This window comes from Lacrimispora indolis DSM 755 (genome assembly GCF_000526995.1).
Classification (GTDB): domain Bacteria; phylum Bacillota; class Clostridia; order Lachnospirales; family Lachnospiraceae; genus Lacrimispora; species Lacrimispora indolis.
The window spans coordinates 2,106,252-2,127,617 of the sequence record NZ_AZUI01000001.1; the positions used below are offsets into that span (position 1 = coordinate 2,106,252).

A 21,366-nucleotide genomic window follows, 5' to 3' on the forward strand; every position below is an offset into this window, starting at 1 on the left:
AGGTGTTTGCATGAATATCCAGGAAAAACTCCTGCAAGTACAAGCTGGCCTTAAAGCACCCAAGAGCCAGTACAACATATTTGGTAAATATTATTACCGGAATTGCGAAGATATCCAAGAGGCGGCAAAGCCGCTTCTTGGAGAGGTGAAGGCTGTTCTGATCGTAGGAGACGAACTGGTTCAGATGGGAGAGCGGTTTTACATAAAAGCCACAGCCCGGTTTGTGGACTGCGAATCCGGTGATGAGATCAAGAATACAGCTTTCGCCCGTGAAGAGCTGGACAAGAAGGGAATGGACGCTTCCCAGATTACAGGGAGTACCAGCAGCTATGCCAGAAAATATGCGCTGAATGGCCTGTTCTGCATTGACGATGTGAAGGATGCGGATCACCAGGGCGGGACAGATGAGGGCAAAGCAGAAAACAACAAAACTTCCGGAAAAGGAAGGAGTTCTTCTTCCAATACAGGTGGTTCTGGAAAGAATGCGGGACAGGGAAAAGGTCCAGCCAATCCTCCCGCTGCAGAGTCTATTCCGAACGGAGCAAAGACATCGGATAAAGTTACAGATCCGATGATTACTTCTGTCAAGTCATTGATTGAAAAATACAGTGATAAGGGGCTGAAGATGGACAAGATCCTGGCCATGTACAAGATTAAAAAGATTGAAGAAATGACTTTGGAGAATTACAAGGACTGTATGAACAAACTGAAGCTTTACGAGAAGGAGGATATAAAGCATGAATAATGTGCAGCTTGTGGGAAGATTCACCAGGGATCCGGAAGTACGGTATTCAGACGGCGGCACAACGGTTGCCCGGTTTACTCTTGCAGTAGACCGGCGCTTCCGTAAAGAGGGACAGCAAGAAGCAGATTTTATTTCCTGTGTTGCTTTTAGCAAGACCGCAGAATTTATTGAAAAGCACTTCCGGAAAGGTATGCGCATCGGCCTGATCGGGCGCATTCAGACCGGATCCTATACGAATCAGGATGGGCAGAAAATTTATACAACAGATGTCTGCACGGACAATGTGGAATTTGTGGAGAGTAAGGGATCTTCTGAGAGCAGTCAAGGAGACTCCAGGCCGGAGCCTTCCAGCGCAGGAGATGGTTTCATGCATATTCCTGATGACGTGGGGGATGAAGGACTTCCCTTTAATTAGGCGGTGATATTGATTGAATATACAGATAGACAGCCGGGAGAAGGCCAAAGCAATTAAGAAGATCCTGGCAGAGTTTGACTGCCAGAGAGTGGATTACTATGTATCTAAGCTGTATGTCGGGGATTACATGAACCTGGACAATCCCAGGCTGATCATCGACCGGAAACAGAATCTGACGGAGCTCTGCAATAACGTCTGTCAGGATCATGACCGCTTCCGGAATGAGCTGATCCGTGCAAATGAAGCCGGTATCGATGTGATTATCTTGTGTGAGCATGGGAAGGGCATGGAGCGCCTAGAGGATGTGATCTGGTGGGATAATCCCCGGCGCCATAAGCGGATACAGGATCCGGATACAGGAAAATGGAAAGATATCACAACCAAGGCAATCACCGGGGAAAAGCTGTATAAGATCCTTTGCACCTTACAGAGAAAATATCAGTGCCGGTTTGAGTTTTGCGACAGGATAGAGACAGGAAAACGGATCATAAAGCTGCTGGGAGGTGTTCCGGGTGACGGTGGAAGAGATTAAGGAGAAATACAGTATGAGGGACATTGTGGCCCGGTACGGTTTTCAACCAAACCACAGAGGATTCATTTCATGTCCCTTTCATTCGGGCGACAGGCAGGCTTCTCTAAAGGTGTATGACCGGGACTTCCACTGCCATGCCTGTGGAGCCAACGGAGACATTTTTTCTTTTGTCCAGCTGATGGAAAATATTTCCTTTAAGGAGGCTTTTCAGGCCCTGGGAGGTGCTTATGAAAAGCCGACATTCTCTTCCAAACTTACTGTTTACCGGTCCCAGAAACACCGGAGTATGCTGCAAAAAGAACGGGAGAGGCTTGGCAGAAAGAAATGGCTTAACTGTATGCTTATAGGTATTTTCCGGGCATATATAGACCATTCAGAGCCTTTCAGTGACGTCTGGTGTGATAGTTACAATGCCTTGCAATATCAGCTCTATGTACAGGCAGAATTAAATGAAATAGAAGCGAGGTGGTAGCATGGTGCCGTTGAATGAGCTCACGGCAGAAACAATATTATCCAGTACAATTTTAACAGAAGTTTTTGACCAGGAAGATGAGCTGTATCGAGCGGAGCTTCTTGCTTCCCTTGGCTTAAGAGCTACGGAATTAAAAGTAAAAACAGAATTCAGGGACATGGTGGCGGCCTATAAAAAGGTTGAAAAGGAAATGAAGCGCCAAGAGAGGGAGAAGAGTAAAACTCCCTGCTATCTGGACAACTGGACGAATTTCACAGGTCCCTATGAAAATATGCAATGCAAGGAATGGCTCGCTACGGAAAGCGGGATCTGCCTCAGAAATCCATCAACAGGCTATACGGATATCCTGGCCTGTTATCACCCGATCCTCCCGATCGAACGCCTGAAGAACCTGGAGACGGGCGAGGAGCAGATCAAACTGGCTTATAAACGGAACGGCCGGTGGGATGAAATCATTGTTCCTAAGACCATGGTCACATCGGCCAATAAGATCGTTTCTCTATCGGGTCGCGGGATCGCCGTTACCAGTGAGAACGCAAAGTATCTGGTGAGATATCTGGCTGATGTGGAAAATGCCAATGAGGAGCACATCACAGTGCAGTATTCCACATCGAAGCTGGGCTGGATCCGGGGCGGATTCCTCCCCTATGATACGGAAATTGTCTTTGATGGGGACGCGCGCTTCCGGCAAATATATGAGAGCATCGGACAGGATGGAAGCCGGACAAAGTGGTTTGATCATGTGTCAGCCCTGCGTAAGGCCGGAAGAATAGAAGTTAAATTCATGCTGGCTGCGGCGTTTTCCAGTGTATTGGTTCAGCCGCTTGGGGGCCTCCCGTATTTTGTTGATCTCTGGGGAGAGACAGAAGGCGGTAAAACAGTATCCCTAATGGTGGCTGCGTCGGTCTGGGCCGATCCTGATGAGAGCGCCTACATAAAGGACTATAAAGGCACGGAGGTTGGCTTGGAGGCCATCTGCGACCTGTTAAATAACCTTCCACTTGTCCTGGACGATTCCAGCAAAAAGAACCGGAAAATTGAAGATAACTTTGAGGGATTGGTATATGATCTGTGTTCCGGAAAGGGAAAAACCCGCTCTAACAAGGAGCTGGGGCTAAACCGGGAGAATCATTGGAAGAACTGCATCCTTACAAACGGAGAGAGGCCTTTAAGCTCTTATGTGACCCAGGGCGGAGCCATTAACCGTATTCTTGAAATAGAGTGCGGGGAACGTGTTTTTGAAAGCCCTGGCTATACAGCAGAGCTTGTTAAGCGAAATTACGGTCATGCAGGCAGGGAGTTTATTGAGATTATAAAAGAGTTGGGAATTGAGAAGATCAGGGAGATCCAGCAGGAATTTGCAAAGCTTCTGGCCGATGACGAGAAGATGCAGAAGCAGAGCCTGTCTCTGTCAATCGTCCTGACGGCGGATAAGCTGGTCACAGATTATTTGTTTAAAGATGGACAATACATAAGCCTGGAAGAGGCTAGGGAAGTTCTGGTGGATCGAAACGAGCTTTCCGACAATGAACGCTGCTATCAGTTTATTCTGGATAAGATTGCCATGAATCCAGCTCGGTTTGATGTCCAAAATGAAAATGTGGAGAAGTGGGGCGTGATAGAAAATGGCTATGCCATTATTTATACCACTGCATTTACTGCGCTATGTAAAGACGGAGGATTTTCAAGGACTTCCTTTCTGTCTTGGGCGAATCGCAAGGGGCTGATCCAGGCGGAAAGTAGTGGAAAAAAGATGGATAAGATAAAGAGCTTTAAGGGAAATAAGGTGCGCTGCGTATTCCTTAAGCTGAATGACGATGCGGATAAGGACGGCTTTGTGAGAATAGATGATGCGGAAAGTATTCAGGAAGAGCTTCCGTTCAATTAAGAGTAACCCAAGAGGGGTTACCGCAAAAAGCTAGGTTTTATGCGGGCTTGAGGGTGTTTTTAGGGGTGAGTAACCCAGTAACCCAGAAAAACACACTCCTATATACAAAAAAATAATTTCAAAACTTTTGTAGATTATTTAACAAGGTTTTATAAAAATGTCTCGCGCGTAAGGAAACCTAAAAAAGTGGGTTACTGGGTTACCGTAGCCAGAAAACCTTTATTCTGTGCGGGTTTGAGCGGTAACCTATGCAAATAGAAAACAGGGTTACTGTAACCTAAAATCCGGTTACTGAGGTGATGTTATGACGAAAGAAGTGAGAAAATATGCGGAAAAGCGCATTCTGGAGAGCAATATCAGAATGGTTCCCGGACATTATCCTAAATTTGAGAGTAAAGAGCAGGTGGACAGGTTTATAAAAATGTGCGAAATGTCATTCCAGGCTTACGAAGAGAAACCATTTAATTCTGTTGAGCTGACAGAGGTGGACCTGAATGAGTATAAATCCCTGCTTAAGCAATTGAAGCGGAATAAAGAAAATGTTTCACTGGATCTTCTTACAACAAAGTATAGAGTTCCCTATGAGCAGCTAAAGGAAAAGCTTGGATCCATGACAATACAAATCCTTCAGGACATAGTGCTTAGTGGTCTGAAGATTGAGCGGATCCAGGCGAAGGGGAAATACATGGAGATCAATACGGCGATTAAGGAATCCGGGATCATGGAAAAGGTGAGTCATGCAGTGTTCCGCCAACAGGATGCGGATCAGGTGCTTGAACATGCTGGACAGCTGCGAGAGATCGTTCACCGGATTGCGAAAGGGTGTGTAATCAAGAATGAGTAATTATGAGATCGTATGTGATACATGTGGTAATAAATGCGCTGGAACTTGTGCTGAGTGTAAATTTTACGATGGAATTGAATGCCACCAGGAAGCAGATGAATGTCGAAACTGCTTAAGAGGGGATCACTGGACACCTGAACAATTTGAAACCTTGAAGGAGGATTGAGGATGCCGGCTAAAAGAAAAGCAAGCGCCCCCCAACAGGAAAAGACTTATCTCTGCCATATCTGCGGCAAGGAGATCCAAGGGGAGCATGTGTACATACAAACCAAGAGAAAGAGTAAGCTGCATATACATTTTGAGTGTATGCCAGGAAAGGAAAGTAAAACATAAAGAGCAGGGAGGTGCTGCTATGGATGAAGTGAGATATTATAATTCCTCTATGACTTTGGAGGAGGCAGAGCAATACATACAGAGTGGTCTGATCACGGCAGCCAGGGCCTATGTAGCAAACGGGTATTATCTTCGGAGGATACGGGATGACAAACTGTTTGAGGAGGCCGGGTATCAGAATTTTGAAGATTATGTCCGCGGAAAATATAACAAGGATAAAGGCTGGGCGTCCAAGTGCATTAAGGTAAATCAGCAGCTGTCTGAGGAAGGGAATTCCCCTATTCTCAGTAAGCAATATCTTGAATATAGCACTTATCAGCTGGTGGAGCTGGCCTACATGTCAGAAGAACAGCGGGAGGAAGTTGATCCGGGCATGACGGTCAAGAAGCTGAAGCAGATCAGGAAGCCGGAGGAAACTGAGGAGCTGGAAAAAAGTTGTGACGTCACAACTTCTGAGCCGGAGGAGGATCAGGATTCAGAGCCAGAGATTAGGCACTTTTTTGACCAGAGCAAGTCCACAGGTGATGCTTATGGCTGGATCCGTTCAGAGGTGGTAAAGGAGTATCTAAGAATCGGATATAAAGGACCAGAAAGAGAATATAAAATTGCGGTCTATGGAGATGAGTACAGAGCTGTCAAGGGTGAGACTGTTACAGTGTTTTATAATTGTTCAGGAGACGATCGCCCCGCGGCTGTTACGTTTGACGTTGAAAACACAAGGCTGGAACGGGAATATAATTTCTTTTTCGGAAATAAGGCGGAACTTGAATCCAAGGAGCCAGAAGAAGAGCAGGAGGATCTGCCGCAACTGGGATTTTATAATCCGGATGATGAAAAGAAAGTAGATGAATCCTACAGTATGGCAGACTTTCCCAGGGCTTCCGACAGACATGTGAACATGTTAGCCCAGCTGTTTGTTCAGGAGAATGCAAGGCGGTTGTTTGGGAACGGTGAATTTATTAGAATCACTGATGAGAGCATCATTGACATGCTGAAACTGTTTCAGGCACGCGAGGGAAGCATAGTGATTGATGATGACGTGGAAGCGGCAGTGTGTGCAGAAATTATTGAGTTTTACAGAAGCGATGAAGACCTGGGCATCTGTCTTTTTAAGAAGTTTTCAAACTTTGCCAGGAAACAAATTGATGCATACATAGATCAGATGACGGAAAAGCGGGCGGAGAAGAGCCAGGGAAAAGGTACCTTTAACTCTACCCCCACCAGCTGCCCACATCGGGACGGATACAGTTGTACAGTCCTGGCCGAAAATAGAGAGGTCCCAGGAGATGGAAGCAACTGCGGATCCTCCTGTTGCTGGATATGCAGATACCAGGGCCGCTGTGAGCTGGAATGCAATGCTTCCGCCGGCCGTAATGGAGAGATCCCCAAATATGACGCAGCCTGGGCTACAAAATTCTGGGCCGAGCAGTACCCGAAAAGACGAAACAGTGTCTTAAGAGTATGCAGGGAACAGAAAAACAATTCCGACCGGGCAAAAGCAGTACAGATGTTCCTTGCCCCAGCAGGATATTCTGGGCAAGCTTGCGATGGAAACCGCTTCCATTTCAGCAGTTTTACCGCCGGCATAGACTTCCACATCGGCAAGGTGGATTTCCACCTAAAATACGGCCGCTTTGTGCAGGAGCTTGCAGCCTTATATCCGGATTCTGAGGAACCGGAGCCTGTCCCGGAAAAGCCGGAAATTGTCACACCAAAACACGAATCTGTCCCAGAAGAGCCAGAACCCGTTCCAGAGCCCCGGGAAACCGTAATCGACGGGGAATATGTGGAAGTTCCACCAGAACAGGAATTGTCTGCCCGATCTATTCTTGAAGAAGAAAAAGCCGAACTTCACAACTGGGTAAAGGTATATCAGGACGAAGGACTAGAGATGCCGCCAATGGTTGAGCGTCAGAAAATAATTGTTGCTGCGTTGACCACTATGGTAGAGGATATGGAAGCACCGGAACCAGCTAAGCAGGAACAGCCAGAACTTCCCAGCCTGAAAAACAATGATCAGCGTAAGGAGTTTATTGAAAACTATACCACATGGCCGATCTGGGTTGACCAGAAAGAAACCGGGGAGCGGTATTACAGATATGACTTATCGGACAAGATCGCCATGGTTGTGAAGGTAAGCCTGAAACATACCTGGAAAAGTGGTAAAGAAACCAAAGACTGTGAATATGGTGCTAAGCAGTATTATCTCCTGGGTGTGAAGTCAGAATGGAGTCCCAATAAAAGTGTTTGTATAGAAGATGATACCAGGACCTTTTATGAGTGTAGCAGCAATATGTCAGCTTTGGTGGAATATTTGAAGGAATTTCAGAAAAAGAAATAGGAGGAGTGGTCATGAACAATAAACTGATTGATTTGAACAATCATTTATTTGCAGAGATAGAACGACTTGGAGACGAGGAACTGAAGGGAGAGACCCTGATGCAGGAGATTGAGCGGGCAAGGGCTATCACGGGAGTAGCTTCTCAAATCATTGCCAATGGAGCCCTGGCGCTTAGAGCAGAACAGTTTAAGAGTGAGATAGGACCCTTGAAGGAAGCTAAGGTTCCTAAATTCCTGGAGGCGGAATAGTGGCAGCGAGAAGATATACTGAAACTGAAGTAGAGTTTATTACATCGTTTGCTTACGGTCACGGATACAAGGAGATTGCAGAAGCTTTCAACGAAAGGTTCAACCCTCCAGTAGATTCTGAGCAAATACATTATTTCTTAGTCCGGCGAAAAATCCAAACAGGCCGAAAAGAATCCTATTTGAAAAGGATAATCTGCCGCCCCCACGTAAGCAAGCCCCTGGGATCGGAACAAATAAGGCGCAGTTCCAGTAACGGAAATAAATATGCTTATGTGAAAGTAGCTGAACCGAATAAGTGGAGACCGAAGCATATTGTGGAGTGGGAGAAAAATTATGGTGAGATGCCAAGAGGAAAGGTAGTTATATTTTTGGACGGAAATACTCTTAATTCAGATATGGAAAATTTAATGCTGGTTGATCGAAAGGTTAATCTGATAATGAATAGAAAAGGACTTAGATACCAAGATGCAGATTGTACCAGGGCAGGGGCCTGTATTGCAGAGTTGATAAGCGCGATAGCGGAGGCAAAGAGGAGATAGTATGGCAGAACAGAATGAAATGGTAAAGATCATTACTCCCATGGTAGAGCATGTATGTGATCACCTATGCCGGTTTCCCAGGGAGATCAGCGATCGGGAGGAACTGGACGATATCTGCGGCGGTTGTGAGATGGGTCAATTTTTATGCAATATCCTAAATACATACAACGCAACCGATCAGCTTCAGGCAGCTGCGGAAGTGGTCAGAGCTGAATTCATGAAGAAGGGTGATTGGTACAATGCGTTGGTGGTTTCGATCCATGGTTATTTTTATGAAATGGACAAACCAATGGCTCCATGGGAAGTGGCAAAGGGATTGGCGGAGCGTATTGTGGGGATTGAACCGGCGGAGCAGATGATCCTGGAAAAATAGAATTTGACGGAGCAAAGCAGGAGGTAAGTACTATGGATCAGCAAATAGAAAAAATACCATTTATCAGGTTTTTATATGCAGATGCCGAAGGAGTGCGGAAAATTTATGATGCAGATTGGCCCGACCAGTTTATAGCATACTTTACAGGTAAAGAGGTAACAGAAATAGGCGGTTTCTTCATGATGGGTACGCCACTTAGGGTGAGAAGTTTGGAAGATGCGTTTAAAATTTGTAGAGGGTAATACGATCCGGCATTACATAACATTCCGGCCTGACTGGCAGTGCAGGGGCCGGAGGGAGAAAGGATATTATTCCTTTAGATACTTGATACAGCACAGAAAAACCATAACGTAAACAACATACTTAAATATTTCAAGTATTGGAACAATAAAAGTTAAAATACTGAACATGGGAGGCCTCCTGAAATTTTCTTTAATACAATTATATTATAACAAATTTTAAAAAGATAGCAGGCCATTCATTAAGATTGTTTACGAATTAGAATTTATTTGTGAGAATAATTCCGTTGAATGAATAGTAATACCACTAATTCTCCTTGCAATGAATATAGTACCCGCCACGAATCATAGAAACTTCAGCAATATAAGGTATATCATTAAGGTGAAAAGTTATAGGCTTTTGTGTATTTATAAAAACTAGTTTCTCTCCAGTTGATTTTGCATACTTTTCTATGCATGAACACATTACTTTTGCAGATGGATATGTTAACGACTCTTCTAAATCAATATGAAAACCTTTTTTAAACATAAAAGCTCCTTTCAGTGAATTATTCTCACATATTGATTATACAAAAGCATGAAAATAAATTAAATAGTAAAGTTAGAATTTGCATGATTAACCATATTCCTGGTATCGGGAAATTGGTATAAGAAAATGAAGAAAGGGATGGTGGATTGAGAAAATCACCAAAAGAACGCCGGATACAATACGTCCAAGCGCAGAGGATAACCACGGTAGAGGCAGCCATTGCTATGAAGGCGCCTCCTGCCAAGACCTTCTCTGCAACACATCCGGCTTATACATATACAAGCCTTTGTCCGGATCCGGCGTTACGGAAGCCACCAAAGCGAAAGAAGGTGCAGCTTGAAACCTAAAAAGATATATGCCCTTTGTAGCTATGGCGCGCCAATAGATACGGGGATAGCCAAGGAGCTTGCGGAGAAGTTGGGGACGGCCCCGGGTGTTATTTGTAATTATGCAAGGGACGGCCTGATCTATAAAGACCGGTACACCTTCAAGGAGGTGGGACTGGCGAATGAAAAGACTGCGGCGGCTATGAAGTGGGCTGAGGAATGGGACGAGGTAACAGAAAGGATATTGACAGCAGGGAGGTGACTGAAATAGATAAAGACATTTTGATTGAATATTCCGATGCGCTGGCCCGGGTGAAGCTTCTTCGGGAGCAGCTGCAGAAGAAGGAGGATCATCTGGACAGGCTAAGGGAACGGGGGTATGTAGTGGCGGATACCGTGACCAAGGGGAAGAGAGGCAAGAAGCCTCTGGGAACAGCGGTGATCATTGGGTATCCAGTTCCTGAATCCCAGAAAGCTGCCAGGGCCTATGAAAAGAGCTACGCTATCCTGATGGACGAGGAGCAGGAACTTCTGGAGCTGATCAATCAGGTGGAGAAATACATAGCCGGGGTTGATAAGATGGAGATCAGGAACATCATGACACTGTATTATGTGGAAGGCTTAAACTGGGTGCAGGTGGCGCATAGAATGAATGATTTGTATAAAGATCAGATCTATAGGGGGAAGATGCGGTGCTATACGGATAGTAGCTGCCGGCAGAAGCATGATAGATTTTTGGAAAAAGATTGAAAACGGCGGTTACGGCGGTTTTTTAGTGATATTATTTAAACTGAGAAATCTGTAAACAGATGAATCCATTAGGAAAACCTCCCCCTGCGGCCGCCGGGTGTAACAGCTTGGCAGCTGATTGATTCCTGATTTTCTCCTTTATGAAAACGCCTGTCGAAATTTGGTCGATGGGTGTTTTCTTTTATCTACATCTTAGCAAATAACTCATATATTGAATTATAGATTTAATGTAGGAGACTATCATGTCAAGCTTTGAAATTAAGATATGGAGGCTAAATTATAACGAGCCAGAAGGAACCAAGTTGTATGAAGCGATTGTGAATTTCACTATTCCTGATGTTGATGGGGAAAATGAATTAATAGTCTTGCAGTGTGCTAATGAAGTTGCATATGTTGCAAGTGGAATAATAGAGGAAGCTGTTAACTCTTGTGGCGATATTAATGAATCATGTATCACAAACCTTCAAAATGTAGTTGCTTTAGCAGATGAGGAAGTGGTAGAAACGTTTCATGATTGCTTAAGGCAGTCTGGTATACCAGAAGAATTGATTCACATATGCGAAGTTGAAGTCCTTGTTAGAGAAAGTTATATTTGAGTGTACATGTTGAGAAAGAACACAGAGGCGGCTCAACCCCGTCTCTTTTTTAATGTAAAAAACAGCCAGATTGGAAGGTGAGGTGAACCTGATGGCATTAACAGCCAAACAGAAAATATTTGCAGATGAATACCTGATTGATCTTAATGCCACCAGGGCTTACAAGCTGGCATATCCAAAGGTCAAGAATGATGAGTCGGCCGCAGCTGCAGGGGCCAGATTGTTAAGAAATGTTAAGGTTGAGGATTATATCCAGAAACGAATGAAAGACCGGGAGAAGCGTACTGAGATCACTCAGGACATGGTTTTAAAGGAGTTAGCAAAGATCGGTTTTGCAAATGTCACTGATTATGTGACAATTGAAGGTCCCTATGTAAAAGTTAAACAAACGGAAGATATGCCCCCAGATAAGCTTGGAGCCATTGCTGGCATTAAGGAAGGTGCCAACGGGATAGAAATTAAACTGAATGATAAGGGAAAGGCCCTGGAACTGATCGGCAGGCACCTGGGCATGTTTAAGGATAAACTGGAAGTGTCTGGCACCCTGGAGACTGAGAAAACGAAGCTTGATGACCTGATTAAGCAGATGCAGGGAGGTGATTAATCCTCATGAGTTCTGAAAGATTATTGTTATCTGAAAAATACAAAGCATTTCTAAAATGCGATGCTCCCGTAGAATTCCTTGAGGGAACTTAACTACGGCTGCGGGCAAGACTACGGTCGGCCTTTTTAAGTTCATGCTTAAGGTGGCAGAGAGCCCTAAGAAGCTGCACATCATTGCTGCAAAGGATACCGGAACTGCTGAGAAGAATATCATCAATAAGGATCTGGGAATCATAGATGATTTTGGAGTTCTGTCTGAATACAACGGCAACGGAACCAAAGATGATAAGATCCCCCACATTCTTTTCCATACTTCCGGTGGCGATAAGATCATCTATGTAATGGGATACGGGGACAAGAAGAAATGGCAGAAGGCCCTGGGCGGCCAGTACGGCTGTCTTTATATTGACGAGATCAACACAGCGGATATTGAGTTTGTAAGAGAGTCCGCCATGCGTTGCGATTACCTGATGGGTACGCTTAATCCTGATGATCCCAATCTCCCGGTCTATAAGGAGTATATAAACTGCTCCCGGCCACTTCCTGAATGGGAGGATGAAACGCCGAAAGAAATACTGGAAGAATTAAGAGAAGAACCAAAGCCCGGCTGGGTGCACTGGTTCTTTTCTTTTACCCATAATCTGGGCCTGTCCAAGGAGAAGCTGGATCGGATTATATCAAATACTCCAAAAGGTACAAAGATCTGGAAAAACAAGATCCAGGGCCTGAGAGGGAAAGCAACCGGACTGATTTTCCCGAATTTTGACCGTAAAAAGCATGTGGTCAGCAAAGCCTGGGTAAAACAGCAGATCGAATCCGGAAAGATAAAGGTCAAGAAGTTTTCGGCTGCCCTGGATACCTCTTATTCCAGTAAAAGCCCTGATACCATTGCAATGATCTTCCAGGCCATCACAACGGACCGTAGGGTGATTATCCTTGATGAGAAGGTGTATAGTAATGCCGATCTATCAGTTCCGCTGGCTCCATCGGACACGGTTTTGAAGTTCCTGGATTTCCTGGAAAGGAACCGAAAAGAATGGGGACTTGCAAAAGATGTGTTTATTGATTGTGCGGATCAGGCAACAATCACGGAGCTTAAGAAATATAAGCGGCTCAAAGGCTGCCTGTATAACTTCCACGATTCTTACAAGAAAGTGACGATCCTGGATCGTATCAATTTCATGCTGGGCTGGATCACACAGGGCTGCTATCTGGTTGTAGATACTTGCACAGAGCACATGGGAGAGCTGGACCGGTATTCTTGGCAGGAAGATAAGGACGAACCGGAGGACCGCAACGATCATACAATCAACGCCAGCCAGTATGGGTGGATCCCATACCGAAATTTGATAGGATTTGAGGAGGAAGAAAAGAAATGAGGTGGACAAAGAAATTGGGTGACAATATAAAAAGGGGGATCCGCAGCTGGCTTGATATCCAGCCAAGTGGAGGAACCACGATTCAGATCCATGAGACTTTAGATTTTGAGCTTCACGCCATCCGCAACCGGATCTGGTACCGCGGTGATGGAAATGAACTGGAGCAGCTTTACCAGCAGACCGCTGAGTTTGCAGATCAGTATAAATTTTGGGCATCCAAGTGCACCCCGGGAATGGAAATGAGAAAGATCCATACCGGCTTGCCCGGATTAATCGTTCGTGTTTTGACAGGGATTGTATTATCAGATATGAATGACTTTGACTTTGATAACGAGGCGCAGGCTGGCTTGTGGAAGGATATAGAGAAAAGGAACCGTTTTCGAAAGAAGCTGGAAGGGTGCTTAAAAGAAGTATTATATGTCGGTGATGGAGCTTGGAAAGTAACATTCAACACAAAGAAAAGTAAATTTCCTATCCTTCAATGGTATCCAGGGGAACGGGTAGAGTTAGTCTATGATGCCGATGAGTTGGAAGAGGTGGTGTTTAAAACGCCATACACAGAAAAACAAAAGCGTTATGTCTTGTATGAGCATTACGGCTATGGATACATACGGAATGAGTTGTTTGTGGAAGATCGTCAGGTGGATCTAAAATCTATTGATAAGACGAAGAACCTGTCTGATTACCAGTTTGACAGCAGTACCATACTTGCAGTGCCACTAAAGATATATGAGAGCACGAAATACGAAGGCCGGGGCGGATCCATTTTTGATGGGAAGCTGGATAGTTTCGATGCTTTTGATGAAGCCTGGAGCCAATGGATGGACGCACTGCGGGCCGGTAGGGCCAGAACCTTTATACCGGAATCTTACATACCAAGAAATCCAGAAACGGGTGAGCTGATAAGGCCTAACCCATTTGACAACCGTTTTATCTCCGGTGATGACAATATGGGCGAAGACGGGAAAAACATGATTAACACTGAACAGCCGGACATTCCTCATGAAAGTTATCTCGCCAGCTATGTGACAGCTTTGGATCTCTGCCTGCAGGGAATCATATCTCCCAGTACACTAGGTATTGATGTAAAGAAACTGGATAATGCAGAGGCCCAAAGAGAGAAGGAGAAGGCCACTCTCTACACCCGTAACGCTGTGGTGGAGGCTTTGCAGGAAGAACTGCCGGAAGTCATAACGGCATGTATCAATGCCTATCAAATCTTGCTAAAACAGCCTTTAGAAGAGGTGAAGGTGGAAATACCATTTGGTGAATATGCCAATCCGTCCTTTGAAAGCCAGGTGGAAACAATGTCAAAAGCCCGGCCAGGATCCCCCGTCATGAGCATTGAGGCCCAGGTGGAGGAAATGTGGGGAGATAGTAAAGATGAGGAATGGAAGGCCGAAGAGGTGAGCCGGTTAAAAGCTGAGCTGGGGATCATGGAAACGGAGGAACCCGATGTAGCCGGTTATGATGGAATGGAGGGTGCAGCCAATGCGCCAGAAACAGAAATTACCGAGTGACAATGCTTACAACCTTTGGAAAATCTTTGAGGAAATAGAGCTGGATCTCATCCGAAATCTCAACCGCAACCTTACCCGGCACGAAAAGGAAGAGGAAAAAGAAGGATTCCGGTGGGAGATGTGGCAAAAGTCAAAGCTTCGGAACCTCTCCAAGTTCCGAAAAGAGAATCTGGAGATCATTAAGGAGCATAGTTCCGAGATCAAAGATATGGTCAATAGCACATTGCAGGGGAGCTTTGATAAGGCAAAGAATACCTTACAACGGCTGATCAGTGCCGCCGGCAGGTCATTAAACCTACCAATTCCAATCCCGGAGGACAAAAAGGACTTGGATATACCGGCAAAGCCGGAGGAAAACTTTTTCGGAATTAATGAGGGCAAAGTAAACGCCATGCAGGAGACGGCAGATATTATCTTCCGACCTCCCGAAAAGAATCGTGAGGATCAGGATCCCCAGTCCCCTCAGGTCACTGATAACGCCGCCTTCCGACCAGAAGGAGCAGAAAAGACCCTGAATGGGAAAGATAATGATCAAAAGTTAGATGACCTCAAGGATAAAGTTACTAAGGACATGCAAAAGGTACAGGGGGCTGTCTGGAGATACATGGACGACGTTTACCGGAAGACCATCTATAAAACTGGAATGTTCATGGCCGCAGGCACGAAAACATTAGATCAGGCAATTGATATGGCTACAAAAGATTTCTTAAATGCCGGAATTAATTGTATTGAGTATAAAACAGGCAGGCGGGTAAATATCGCCAGTTATGCAGAAATGGCTTTGCGTACCGCCTCCCAGCGGGCGACGTTTCTTGCTGAGGGAAAGTTAAGGGATCAATGGGGAGTTCATACCGTTTTTGTATCAGCTCACGCAAATACCTGTTCTAAGTGCGCGCCGTGGCAAGGAAGGGTTTTGGTTGATGATGTATTCAGCCACGGGACCGCGGAGGAGGCTAAGGAATTAGGGGTTCCTCTTTTGTCTGAAGCTATGAAAGCAGGCCTGCTACACCCTAACTGCCGCCATACTCTGGCAACGTATTTTCCGGGTGTAACAATGCTTCCTGCTGTACCAGACGAAAAAAAGGCCAAAGAAAACTACGAAGCAGAGCAGATGCAGCGAGCGATCGAAAGAAAGATACGAAAATGGAAACGGATAGCTGAGGGGGCAGCACAAGGGGCTACAGTAAAATTGGCAAATGATAAACTGTTTGAGTTGCATAAGATGATGAAAGAACATCTGGAACATCACCCAGAGATACGGAGGACACCAAATCGGGAAAAAACACGTGGACTGACGGAGAAAAATCCAGAAGTTAGTGTTGTAAAAGCCGCCAAAACTGATATAATGAAATCAGGTAATATTGTAAGAGCATATATTGATTCCGGAAGGGTAAACACCAAAATTAATGCCGACAAACAGGGGCGCCACATAAAGAGCTCAGATAAGTACATAGAAGGCAGGAGTTACTTGTACGGTGAGATCGGGGAGGTCCAAAAGCTTGTCGATGATCTGCAGGGAACCGGTGAACCTGTGTTTAAACCAAGCGGCGAATGGAATAATAAAGAAAAGGTTGTTTCAGATAAGCCGATCGGGGTTAATGTGGATCCTTTGGGAGAAGAGCAGGAAACAAGAAAGGCAACAATCCATTATTCAAAAACAGGGACGCATGTAGTGCCAAGGAAGGAGAATTGACATGAGTTTAAAAGAGTTTTATTCAAAAGAAGTTAATATTGTCGATGTTTCCGGAAAGCACTGGAGTGGAGTTGCTGAAGACTATTGCTTTCCAGATGAAAATGAATCAGGAAATGAAAGCCTGATTGTTCGATGCAATGCAAGGCTGATTGAATTTGAGACGGTAGACATAGAGACAATAAACACTGTTTAATACCACTGATCTGTAAAAGGACCGGTGGTATTTTTATATTTAAAAGTTGCGATATCGCAACAGGAAGGAGATCTTACATGACTACAGGAGTGCGGATCACGGCTATTATTTGCATTACCATTTTGGTAACTTTAAAGATGCTGTTAGATTCCATTGATAAGGATAAGAAAGGGTAAGGTGATCCGGATATCTTCCTTTGAGGCGCAGGGTTATGCGTCTTATTTTTATGCCCGAAGGCGCTATAAACTACGGTGAGACACACTGTTATCAACTGTTCGTGCAAACAGCACATGGAGACACCATTTAACTGTGAAAGGAGATTATAAACTATGAGACTTGGAAGATTTATACCTATGTTTGAGGCAGATGGAGGACAGAACGGATCTGGAGGTGGAGGAGCTGCCACAGGTGCAAACCAGACACCACCAGCCGGTACTGCCCAGCAGACAACTCAGACTGCTGCTCCTGCTATTGATTACGATAAGATCGCTCAGCCGATAGCAGGGAAACAAGCTGCTACTGAGGATAGCGTCTTGAAAGGGTATCTCAAACAGCAGGGGCTAAGCCAGGAAGAAATGAGTCAGGCTATAGCCGCATTCAAACAGCAGAAGGCAGCTTCTCAGCCGGATGTGAATGCCATGCAAACACAGCTTGCACAGGCGCAGGCTGCTGCTCAGCAGGCAGCAATTGACAAAGCGGCTACGATGGTAGCGATCGGATTAGGTATTGATGTAAAAACAGTTCCATACGCCCTTAAGATGGCTGACTTGACTCAAGTCATAGGCCAGGACGGCAAGATCAATGATGAGACAATGAAAAACGCTTTAACAAAAGTACTGGAAGATGTGCCTGCTCTAAAACCCCAGACCGGGCAGGCTACTGGCTTTGTACAAGTGGGAGCCCCTGGCCAGGGAGGAACCACAACGGCTATTGATGCAGAATTGGACAAAATTTTTGGAGTTAAAAAATAGGAGGAAATTTATTATGGCAGTGTTAAGTTATGTTACACAGTTTCACACCAGAATTATTGATATGTATGGGCATGAGTTAAAATCAAGCGCACTGTACAACAGTAATCCGGATATCAAGATTATAGGGGCAAAGGATATCAAAATTCCCCGCATTGCAGTGAGCGGTTATAAGGATCATGATCGGAATACGTTAGGTTTTAACGGCGGGAATTACTCTAACAACTTTGAAACCAAATCTCTTGACCACGATAGAGATATTGAGTTTTTCATTGATCCCATGGACGTGGACGAAACAAATCAGATCATGTCCATTGCCAATATCCAGGCAAGATTTGAGAAACGACAGGCAATTCCTGAGTTGGACTGTTACACATTTTCAAAGATTTATTCCGAAGCCGAGAGAGTCGGGGCGGAGATTCGGACCAATGCAGTGACCCGCGCCAACATTCTTGCAGACTTTGATGATAACTGTGAAAAGTTTGAAGACTTAGGCATTCCGTTGTCCCGATGCATTCTTTACTGTACAGCAGCTTACCGTAAGGAGTTAAAAAATGCGGAAGGGCTGCAGCGAACCCTGGAAGCCAATGGCAGCACCAAGATTGACCGCAGAGTACATGGCTTAGATGACCTGGGGGAGATTGTAACCGTTCCGTTGGAGCGATTCAAAACTACTTATGACTTCACAGAGGGATATGTGGCTGATGCCTCCGGAAAGCAGATCAATTATATCCTGGTTGATCCGGAAGCGCAGGTTTCTAGAGTGAAGTACTCTTACATCAATGTTTACACTCCGGGGCATGATTCCAGAGTTGCAGACAATTACATGTATCAGAATAGAAGATTTAATGGCACATTTGCGCTGGATCAGGAGTTAAAACAGGCTTGCATCATCAATAGGGAGGCGTAACCATGAAAGCAAAAAAAGAAAATAAGGTGTACACGATCACCGAAACAGAGAAGAAACGTTACCTTGATACGGGGTATGATATTTATGGTGACGATGGGGAGCTGATAGAGCATTCCCCTCTGAAGAAGATTACAGTCGCAGAGCATGAAAAAGAAGTATTTGCTTTGAAAGAGGAGAACGCCGCATTAAAAGCTCAGCTGGCAGAAAAAGAAAAGCTTGCAAAGGAAAAAGCGAAAGCAGGTGAGTAATATGCCCTACGTTCCCTATGTAACCCCAGAGTATTACAAAGAAACCTATAAAGGCAGCATAGTACCGGAAGAAGACCTGGAAACGCACCTTCGGCAAGCCAGCAGGCACATTGATTCCCTGACCTACAATCGCATTGTGGGCCGGGGATTTTCTTCTCTGTCAGAATTTCAACAGGAAGTCATTCAGGAAGTGATCTGTCAGCAGGCTGACTTTGAGTTTGAGAATGCGGACGAAATCAACACAATCCTGTCCAGCTACAGCATTAATGGAGTGTCGGCACAGTTTGGGAGCTCCTGGAATGTGTTCATGGATAAAGGCGTGGCTATGAAGCGTGATGTGTATGCCCAGCTGTCCCAGACGGGCCTGTGCTGCCGGTTAGCGAGGTGAGTCTATGAAATATCCATGTTTGGTACCGAAGCGGCTCTGTAAGACAGACATATCATTAATCCTTTATGAAGAAGGACTGTCTGAAACTGGCGGTCCTTTGGTGGCTGCAGATCTTCCGGACTTAAAATGCAACTATCAGGATTCCGCTAAGATGATCATGGATACAGATCAGAAGTTGGTGCAAATATCGGGAATCGCTTTATTCCCCGGCGATATTTATACCGACCTGCCTGTGATCAGCGGAGGAGAAGCTACGATCTTTTCTAAAAATCGTACTATTATTCAGGCTCTAAAAGTCAGGAATCCGGACGGAACGGTTAACTTTACAGAACTGAGGCTAGTCTAATGAAGGTGAATGTTACGGTAGAACTGGATCAAGGTAAGCTTAAAGAGATCCAGGAGGCGATTGAGCCATCGATTCAACAGGCGGTTGCTGCTGTGAAATCTGATATTGTAAGCAGTCAGGTGGTTCCTAAAGAGACCGGTGAGCTGGAGCGCAGTTCTTTCATGAAAAAGAAGTCAAGATCCAAGTATCAACTTGTTTATGATACTCCTTATGCAAGGCGGCTTTACTGGCACCCGGAATACAACTTTCGAACTGATAAAAACCAGAATGCCGGGGGGCTGTGGCTTCAGGTATATATTGATGGTGCTAAGAAAGATTTCTTTAAAAATGCCTTTAAGGCTCGGCTGAAAGCAAATGCAAAGGGGTTGATAACATGACGCTGACAGAGGTAAAGGATTTTCTGAAATCCAAAGTAGAGTGTCCCTGCTGGTACATTGGAAAAATCAATGGAAATGATAAACAGTGTATCGGAATATATCCCACACAGGGGCCTGACCGTCCTGTCCCATTAGGCGGCTTAAAAAATAAGTCCTACGACACCAGGGCAGTATCCATCCTGGTCCATTGGGGAGCAGATGCGGTTTGCGCGGAAGCAAAAGCGCAAGAGCTATATGACCATCTATATGGAAAATCTGGGATTGTGGGGGATAAAGAAGTGTTTTTGTTTGATATGCGAACGGACTCCCCTGTGAGTGTCGGGACAGACAGTAAAGGTATCTATGAATATGTAATTAATTTTGTGATCTATTACAAGAAAGGATGATAATATGTCAAGTTTAGGAGTATTTCCAGTTTACGGTTTAGTATTTAAGATTGGCACGAAAGGAAAAGCCAGTACAGAAAGTGACATGAGTGAAATTGCTGATATGGAAAGTTTTGAAATCAGCATCGATGGAGGCGTCCAGGATTGGACTCCTATGACAACAAAAGGCTGGGCAAGATCCCTGATGACCGCCAAGAAATTCAAGGTCAGCTTAAAAGGAAAGCGGAATATCGGGGATCCTGGAAATGATTATGTGGCAGGTGTTGCGTGGAAAGATGGCCTGGATTGTAGTACGAAGGCTACGGTTGAATTTCCAGATGGCGGAAAGCTGGCTTATGATTGCGTATTAGATGTGAAATCAATTTATGGCGGTGATTCCACCAACGTAGCTCCGTTGGAATTCGATATGGTCGGAGACGGGCGGCCAGTTTATACACCAGGGGACGGCACTGAGACAGGAGAATAAGGAGGAGATAGATATGGCAAGAGCTTATGACATTGTTGCAAGATTACAGAGCGGAAAGGAACGGCCTACAGTCAAAATTGACGCAGACCACGAATACAGGATTAATACAAGCAAAAGCGCGGTGCTTTTTATACGGGCTTCTACAGAGGATCGGGAAAAGGATGAATTTGACAAGATCGATGATATTATCAAGATCACCCTGGGAGAAGAAGCCTTCGAATACATCATGTCTCAGGATCCAACCATGGATAATCTGAGCCTTATTGTCAATGTTATCATGGCAGCGATTGCCAATGAGGATTTGGAAAAGGTGGAGGCTGAAGCCGGGGAGGAAAGACAGGCAGGAAAGAAAAGAAAATAGTTCCTGGTATGATATTTTTGAAGATTGGGAGCTGATAGAATCCTCCTTTGCTATGCAATACAATATCCGCCTTGTCGAAGCCGAGGATATGGATTGGAAAGAGTTTTGCACGTTATTATCCGGGATCATGCCGAAGACGCCTTTGGGGCAGATTGTAAGTATTCGAAGCGAAGAGGACAAAGATGTACTTAAACAGTTTTCTAAAGCGCAGCATGAGATCAGGAACAGCTGGCGAAGCCGCCATAATCCTACTGAGGGTATGACGGAAGCGGAAAAAGCAAAAGCGGTAAAAGAAATACAGGAATTATTTGCGCGGGCGTTCGGGTAGAATGCCCGTTTTTCTATGAAAGGTAGGTGA

The 21,366-nt window shown here is 45.0% G+C and carries 32 protein-coding genes; 31 read left to right on the plus strand and 1 reads right to left on the minus strand.

All coding sequences use genetic code 11. From position 1 onward, the window contains the following. Window positions 1–10 precede the first annotated feature (10 nt). The 12 genes from K401_RS0110075 to K401_RS0110135 all read left to right on the plus strand — a co-directional run bounded on the left by K401_RS0110075 (window position 11) and on the right by K401_RS0110135 (window position 8,972). Window positions 11–745 (plus strand): ERF family protein, encoded by a 735-nt coding sequence (locus K401_RS0110075; protein WP_024292831.1) that lies wholly within the window; start codon window positions 11–13, stop codon window positions 743–745. After that, window positions 738–1,160, plus strand: coding sequence for a single-stranded DNA-binding protein (locus tag K401_RS0110080; RefSeq protein ID WP_024292832.1), 423 nt, complete (start codon window positions 738–740; stop codon window positions 1,158–1,160). Before K401_RS0110075 ends, K401_RS0110080 begins: the two co-directional genes overlap by 8 nt. A 13-nt stretch (window positions 1,161–1,173) precedes the next feature. Beyond that, window positions 1,174–1,692, plus strand: a complete 519-nt coding sequence (locus K401_RS0110085) for an ERCC4 domain-containing protein (RefSeq protein ID WP_024292833.1) — start codon at window positions 1,174–1,176, stop codon at window positions 1,690–1,692. 13 nt (window positions 1,693–1,705) lie between these two features. Next, a complete protein-coding gene (locus K401_RS0110090) occupies window positions 1,706–2,164 on the plus strand; it encodes a CHC2 zinc finger domain-containing protein (RefSeq protein WP_242842300.1) in 459 nt (152 codons plus the stop codon). Between the two features lies 1 nt (window position 2,165). Next, the gene (locus tag K401_RS0110095) at window positions 2,166–4,052 is read left to right on the plus strand and encodes a DUF927 domain-containing protein (RefSeq protein ID WP_024292835.1); all 1,887 of its coding nucleotides are present in this window, start codon (window positions 2,166–2,168) and stop codon (window positions 4,050–4,052) included. 304 nt (window positions 4,053–4,356) lie between these two features. Next, window positions 4,357–4,896 (plus strand): hypothetical protein, encoded by a 540-nt coding sequence (locus tag K401_RS0110100; protein WP_024292836.1) that lies wholly within the window; start codon window positions 4,357–4,359, stop codon window positions 4,894–4,896. Between the two features lie 168 nt (window positions 4,897–5,064). Further along, window positions 5,065–5,229 (plus strand): hypothetical protein, encoded by a 165-nt coding sequence (locus K401_RS33185; protein ID WP_166435267.1) that lies wholly within the window; start codon window positions 5,065–5,067, stop codon window positions 5,227–5,229. 19 nt (window positions 5,230–5,248) lie between these two features. Next, complete coding sequence (locus K401_RS31810; RefSeq protein ID WP_051464019.1) at window positions 5,249–7,570, plus strand: hypothetical protein; 2,322 nt, start codon at window positions 5,249–5,251, stop codon at window positions 7,568–7,570. A gap of 11 nt (window positions 7,571–7,581) precedes the next feature. Continuing rightward, on the plus strand, window positions 7,582–7,818 hold the full coding sequence (locus K401_RS0110120) for a hypothetical protein (RefSeq protein ID WP_024292837.1): 237 nt from the start codon (window positions 7,582–7,584) through the stop codon (window positions 7,816–7,818). After that, a complete protein-coding gene (locus K401_RS31815; protein WP_024292838.1) occupies window positions 7,818–8,357 on the plus strand; it encodes an HNH endonuclease signature motif containing protein in 540 nt (179 codons plus the stop codon). Before K401_RS0110120 ends, K401_RS31815 begins: the two co-directional genes overlap by 1 nt. A gap of 1 nt (window position 8,358) precedes the next feature. After that, the gene (locus K401_RS31165) at window positions 8,359–8,730 is read left to right on the plus strand and encodes a hypothetical protein (RefSeq protein WP_024292839.1); all 372 of its coding nucleotides are present in this window, start codon (window positions 8,359–8,361) and stop codon (window positions 8,728–8,730) included. A gap of 32 nt (window positions 8,731–8,762) precedes the next feature. After that, window positions 8,763–8,972, plus strand: a complete 210-nt coding sequence (locus K401_RS0110135) for a hypothetical protein (RefSeq protein ID WP_024292840.1) — start codon at window positions 8,763–8,765, stop codon at window positions 8,970–8,972. 304 nt (window positions 8,973–9,276) lie between these two features. On the opposite strand, the gene K401_RS0110145 is transcribed toward K401_RS0110135, so the two are convergent. Next, window positions 9,277–9,498, minus strand: coding sequence for a DUF4318 domain-containing protein (locus tag K401_RS0110145; RefSeq protein WP_024292841.1), 222 nt, complete (start codon window positions 9,496–9,498; stop codon window positions 9,277–9,279). 146 nt (window positions 9,499–9,644) lie between these two features. Here K401_RS0110145 and K401_RS32840 point away from each other — a divergent pair, with 146 nt between their 5' ends. The 19 genes from K401_RS32840 (at window position 9,645) to K401_RS0110245 (ending at window position 21,336) form a co-directional block, all read left to right on the plus strand. Further along, window positions 9,645–9,845 (plus strand): hypothetical protein, encoded by a 201-nt coding sequence (locus K401_RS32840; RefSeq protein ID WP_156945266.1) that lies wholly within the window; start codon window positions 9,645–9,647, stop codon window positions 9,843–9,845. Continuing rightward, window positions 9,835–10,086, plus strand: coding sequence for a hypothetical protein (locus K401_RS0110155; RefSeq protein WP_024292842.1), 252 nt, complete (start codon window positions 9,835–9,837; stop codon window positions 10,084–10,086). Before K401_RS32840 ends, K401_RS0110155 begins: the two co-directional genes overlap by 11 nt. Further along, entirely contained in the window at window positions 10,044–10,574 is a 531-nt protein-coding gene (locus tag K401_RS0110160) for a hypothetical protein (RefSeq protein ID WP_156945267.1), read from the plus strand. Before K401_RS0110155 ends, K401_RS0110160 begins: the two co-directional genes overlap by 43 nt. Window positions 10,575–10,816: 242 nt before the next feature. Next, window positions 10,817–11,170: a hypothetical protein gene (locus tag K401_RS0110165; RefSeq protein ID WP_024292844.1), complete on the plus strand. Its 354-nt coding sequence runs from the start codon at window positions 10,817–10,819 to the stop codon at window positions 11,168–11,170. A gap of 91 nt (window positions 11,171–11,261) precedes the next feature. Next, a complete protein-coding gene (locus K401_RS0110170; RefSeq protein WP_024292845.1) occupies window positions 11,262–11,774 on the plus strand; it encodes a terminase small subunit in 513 nt (170 codons plus the stop codon). 133 nt (window positions 11,775–11,907) lie between these two features. Beyond that, entirely contained in the window at window positions 11,908–13,152 is a 1,245-nt protein-coding gene (locus tag K401_RS31170; protein ID WP_330363145.1) for a terminase large subunit domain-containing protein, read from the plus strand. Next, window positions 13,149–14,672, plus strand: coding sequence for a phage portal protein (locus tag K401_RS0110180; RefSeq protein ID WP_024292846.1), 1,524 nt, complete (start codon window positions 13,149–13,151; stop codon window positions 14,670–14,672). The genes K401_RS31170 and K401_RS0110180 overlap by 4 nt, the downstream gene beginning before the upstream one ends. Window positions 14,673–15,000: 328 nt before the next feature. Then, a complete protein-coding gene (locus tag K401_RS0110185) occupies window positions 15,001–16,365 on the plus strand; it encodes a phage minor capsid protein (protein ID WP_242842301.1) in 1,365 nt (454 codons plus the stop codon). Window position 16,366: 1 nt separating this feature from the next. Further along, window positions 16,367–16,558 carry a hypothetical protein gene (locus tag K401_RS0110190; RefSeq protein WP_024292848.1) on the plus strand — a complete coding sequence of 64 codons (192 nt, stop codon included), beginning with the start codon at window positions 16,367–16,369 and terminating at the stop codon, window positions 16,556–16,558. A gap of 329 nt (window positions 16,559–16,887) precedes the next feature. Next, window positions 16,888–17,529, plus strand: a complete 642-nt coding sequence (locus K401_RS0110200) for a hypothetical protein (RefSeq protein WP_024292849.1) — start codon at window positions 16,888–16,890, stop codon at window positions 17,527–17,529. Window positions 17,530–17,542: 13 nt separating this feature from the next. Further along, complete coding sequence (locus tag K401_RS0110205; protein ID WP_024292850.1) at window positions 17,543–18,436, plus strand: hypothetical protein; 894 nt, start codon at window positions 17,543–17,545, stop codon at window positions 18,434–18,436. A gap of 2 nt (window positions 18,437–18,438) precedes the next feature. Continuing rightward, window positions 18,439–18,684 (plus strand): hypothetical protein, encoded by a 246-nt coding sequence (locus K401_RS0110210; protein WP_024292851.1) that lies wholly within the window; start codon window positions 18,439–18,441, stop codon window positions 18,682–18,684. A gap of 1 nt (window position 18,685) precedes the next feature. After that, window positions 18,686–19,072, plus strand: a complete 387-nt coding sequence (locus K401_RS0110215; RefSeq protein ID WP_024292852.1) for a head-tail connector protein — start codon at window positions 18,686–18,688, stop codon at window positions 19,070–19,072. Between the two features lie 4 nt (window positions 19,073–19,076). Further along, a complete protein-coding gene (locus tag K401_RS0110220) occupies window positions 19,077–19,418 on the plus strand; it encodes a hypothetical protein (protein WP_024292853.1) in 342 nt (113 codons plus the stop codon). Beyond that, window positions 19,418–19,795 (plus strand): hypothetical protein, encoded by a 378-nt coding sequence (locus tag K401_RS0110225; RefSeq protein ID WP_024292854.1) that lies wholly within the window; start codon window positions 19,418–19,420, stop codon window positions 19,793–19,795. Before K401_RS0110220 ends, K401_RS0110225 begins: the two co-directional genes overlap by 1 nt. Beyond that, entirely contained in the window at window positions 19,792–20,181 is a 390-nt protein-coding gene (locus K401_RS0110230) for a minor capsid protein (protein WP_024292855.1), read from the plus strand. Before K401_RS0110225 ends, K401_RS0110230 begins: the two co-directional genes overlap by 4 nt. A 4-nt stretch (window positions 20,182–20,185) precedes the next feature. Then, window positions 20,186–20,647 carry a phage tail tube protein gene (locus tag K401_RS0110235; protein ID WP_024292856.1) on the plus strand — a complete coding sequence of 154 codons (462 nt, stop codon included), beginning with the start codon at window positions 20,186–20,188 and terminating at the stop codon, window positions 20,645–20,647. 13 nt (window positions 20,648–20,660) lie between these two features. Next, window positions 20,661–21,008, plus strand: coding sequence for a hypothetical protein (locus K401_RS0110240; protein WP_024292857.1), 348 nt, complete (start codon window positions 20,661–20,663; stop codon window positions 21,006–21,008). After that, window positions 20,941–21,336: a Gp15 family bacteriophage protein gene (locus K401_RS0110245; RefSeq protein ID WP_051464020.1), complete on the plus strand. Its 396-nt coding sequence runs from the start codon at window positions 20,941–20,943 to the stop codon at window positions 21,334–21,336. The genes K401_RS0110240 and K401_RS0110245 overlap by 68 nt, the downstream gene beginning before the upstream one ends. Window positions 21,337–21,366: the final 30 nt, after the last annotated feature.

Bases quoted from the DNA above. Each gene is read 5' to 3' on its own strand.
- K401_RS0110075 (WP_024292831.1), top strand. From the start codon at position 11: ATGAATATCCAGGAAAAACTCCTGCAAGTACAAGCTGGCCTTAAAGCA.
- K401_RS0110080 (WP_024292832.1), top strand. From the start codon at position 738: ATGAATAATGTGCAGCTTGTGGGAAGATTCACCAGGGATCCGGAAGTA.
- K401_RS0110090 (WP_242842300.1), top strand. From the start codon at position 1,706: ATGAGGGACATTGTGGCCCGGTACGGTTTTCAACCAAACCACAGAGGA.
- K401_RS0110095 (WP_024292835.1), top strand. From the start codon at position 2,166: ATGGTGCCGTTGAATGAGCTCACGGCAGAAACAATATTATCCAGTACA.
- K401_RS0110100 (WP_024292836.1), top strand. From the start codon at position 4,357: ATGACGAAAGAAGTGAGAAAATATGCGGAAAAGCGCATTCTGGAGAGC.
- K401_RS33185 (WP_166435267.1), top strand. From the start codon at position 5,065: ATGCCGGCTAAAAGAAAAGCAAGCGCCCCCCAACAGGAAAAGACTTAT.
- K401_RS31810 (WP_051464019.1), top strand. From the start codon at position 5,249: ATGGATGAAGTGAGATATTATAATTCCTCTATGACTTTGGAGGAGGCA.
- K401_RS0110120 (WP_024292837.1), top strand. From the start codon at position 7,582: ATGAACAATAAACTGATTGATTTGAACAATCATTTATTTGCAGAGATA.
- K401_RS31165 (WP_024292839.1), top strand. From the start codon at position 8,359: ATGGCAGAACAGAATGAAATGGTAAAGATCATTACTCCCATGGTAGAG.
- K401_RS0110135 (WP_024292840.1), top strand. From the start codon at position 8,763: ATGGATCAGCAAATAGAAAAAATACCATTTATCAGGTTTTTATATGCA.
- K401_RS0110145 (WP_024292841.1), bottom strand. From the start codon at position 9,498: ATGTTTAAAAAAGGTTTTCATATTGATTTAGAAGAGTCGTTAACATAT.
- K401_RS0110160 (WP_156945267.1), top strand. From the start codon at position 10,044: ATGGGACGAGGTAACAGAAAGGATATTGACAGCAGGGAGGTGACTGAA.
- K401_RS0110165 (WP_024292844.1), top strand. From the start codon at position 10,817: ATGTCAAGCTTTGAAATTAAGATATGGAGGCTAAATTATAACGAGCCA.
- K401_RS0110170 (WP_024292845.1), top strand. From the start codon at position 11,262: ATGGCATTAACAGCCAAACAGAAAATATTTGCAGATGAATACCTGATT.
- K401_RS31170 (WP_330363145.1), top strand. From the start codon at position 11,908: ATGCTTAAGGTGGCAGAGAGCCCTAAGAAGCTGCACATCATTGCTGCA.
- K401_RS0110180 (WP_024292846.1), top strand. From the start codon at position 13,149: ATGAGGTGGACAAAGAAATTGGGTGACAATATAAAAAGGGGGATCCGC.
- K401_RS0110190 (WP_024292848.1), top strand. From the start codon at position 16,367: ATGAGTTTAAAAGAGTTTTATTCAAAAGAAGTTAATATTGTCGATGTT.
- K401_RS0110200 (WP_024292849.1), top strand. From the start codon at position 16,888: ATGAGACTTGGAAGATTTATACCTATGTTTGAGGCAGATGGAGGACAG.
- K401_RS0110205 (WP_024292850.1), top strand. From the start codon at position 17,543: ATGGCAGTGTTAAGTTATGTTACACAGTTTCACACCAGAATTATTGAT.
- K401_RS0110210 (WP_024292851.1), top strand. From the start codon at position 18,439: ATGAAAGCAAAAAAAGAAAATAAGGTGTACACGATCACCGAAACAGAG.
- K401_RS0110215 (WP_024292852.1), top strand. From the start codon at position 18,686: ATGCCCTACGTTCCCTATGTAACCCCAGAGTATTACAAAGAAACCTAT.
- K401_RS0110220 (WP_024292853.1), top strand. From the start codon at position 19,077: ATGAAATATCCATGTTTGGTACCGAAGCGGCTCTGTAAGACAGACATA.
- K401_RS0110225 (WP_024292854.1), top strand. From the start codon at position 19,418: ATGAAGGTGAATGTTACGGTAGAACTGGATCAAGGTAAGCTTAAAGAG.
- K401_RS0110230 (WP_024292855.1), top strand. From the start codon at position 19,792: ATGACGCTGACAGAGGTAAAGGATTTTCTGAAATCCAAAGTAGAGTGT.
- K401_RS0110235 (WP_024292856.1), top strand. From the start codon at position 20,186: ATGTCAAGTTTAGGAGTATTTCCAGTTTACGGTTTAGTATTTAAGATT.
- K401_RS0110240 (WP_024292857.1), top strand. From the start codon at position 20,661: ATGGCAAGAGCTTATGACATTGTTGCAAGATTACAGAGCGGAAAGGAA.
- K401_RS0110245 (WP_051464020.1), top strand. From the start codon at position 20,941: ATGAGGATTTGGAAAAGGTGGAGGCTGAAGCCGGGGAGGAAAGACAGG.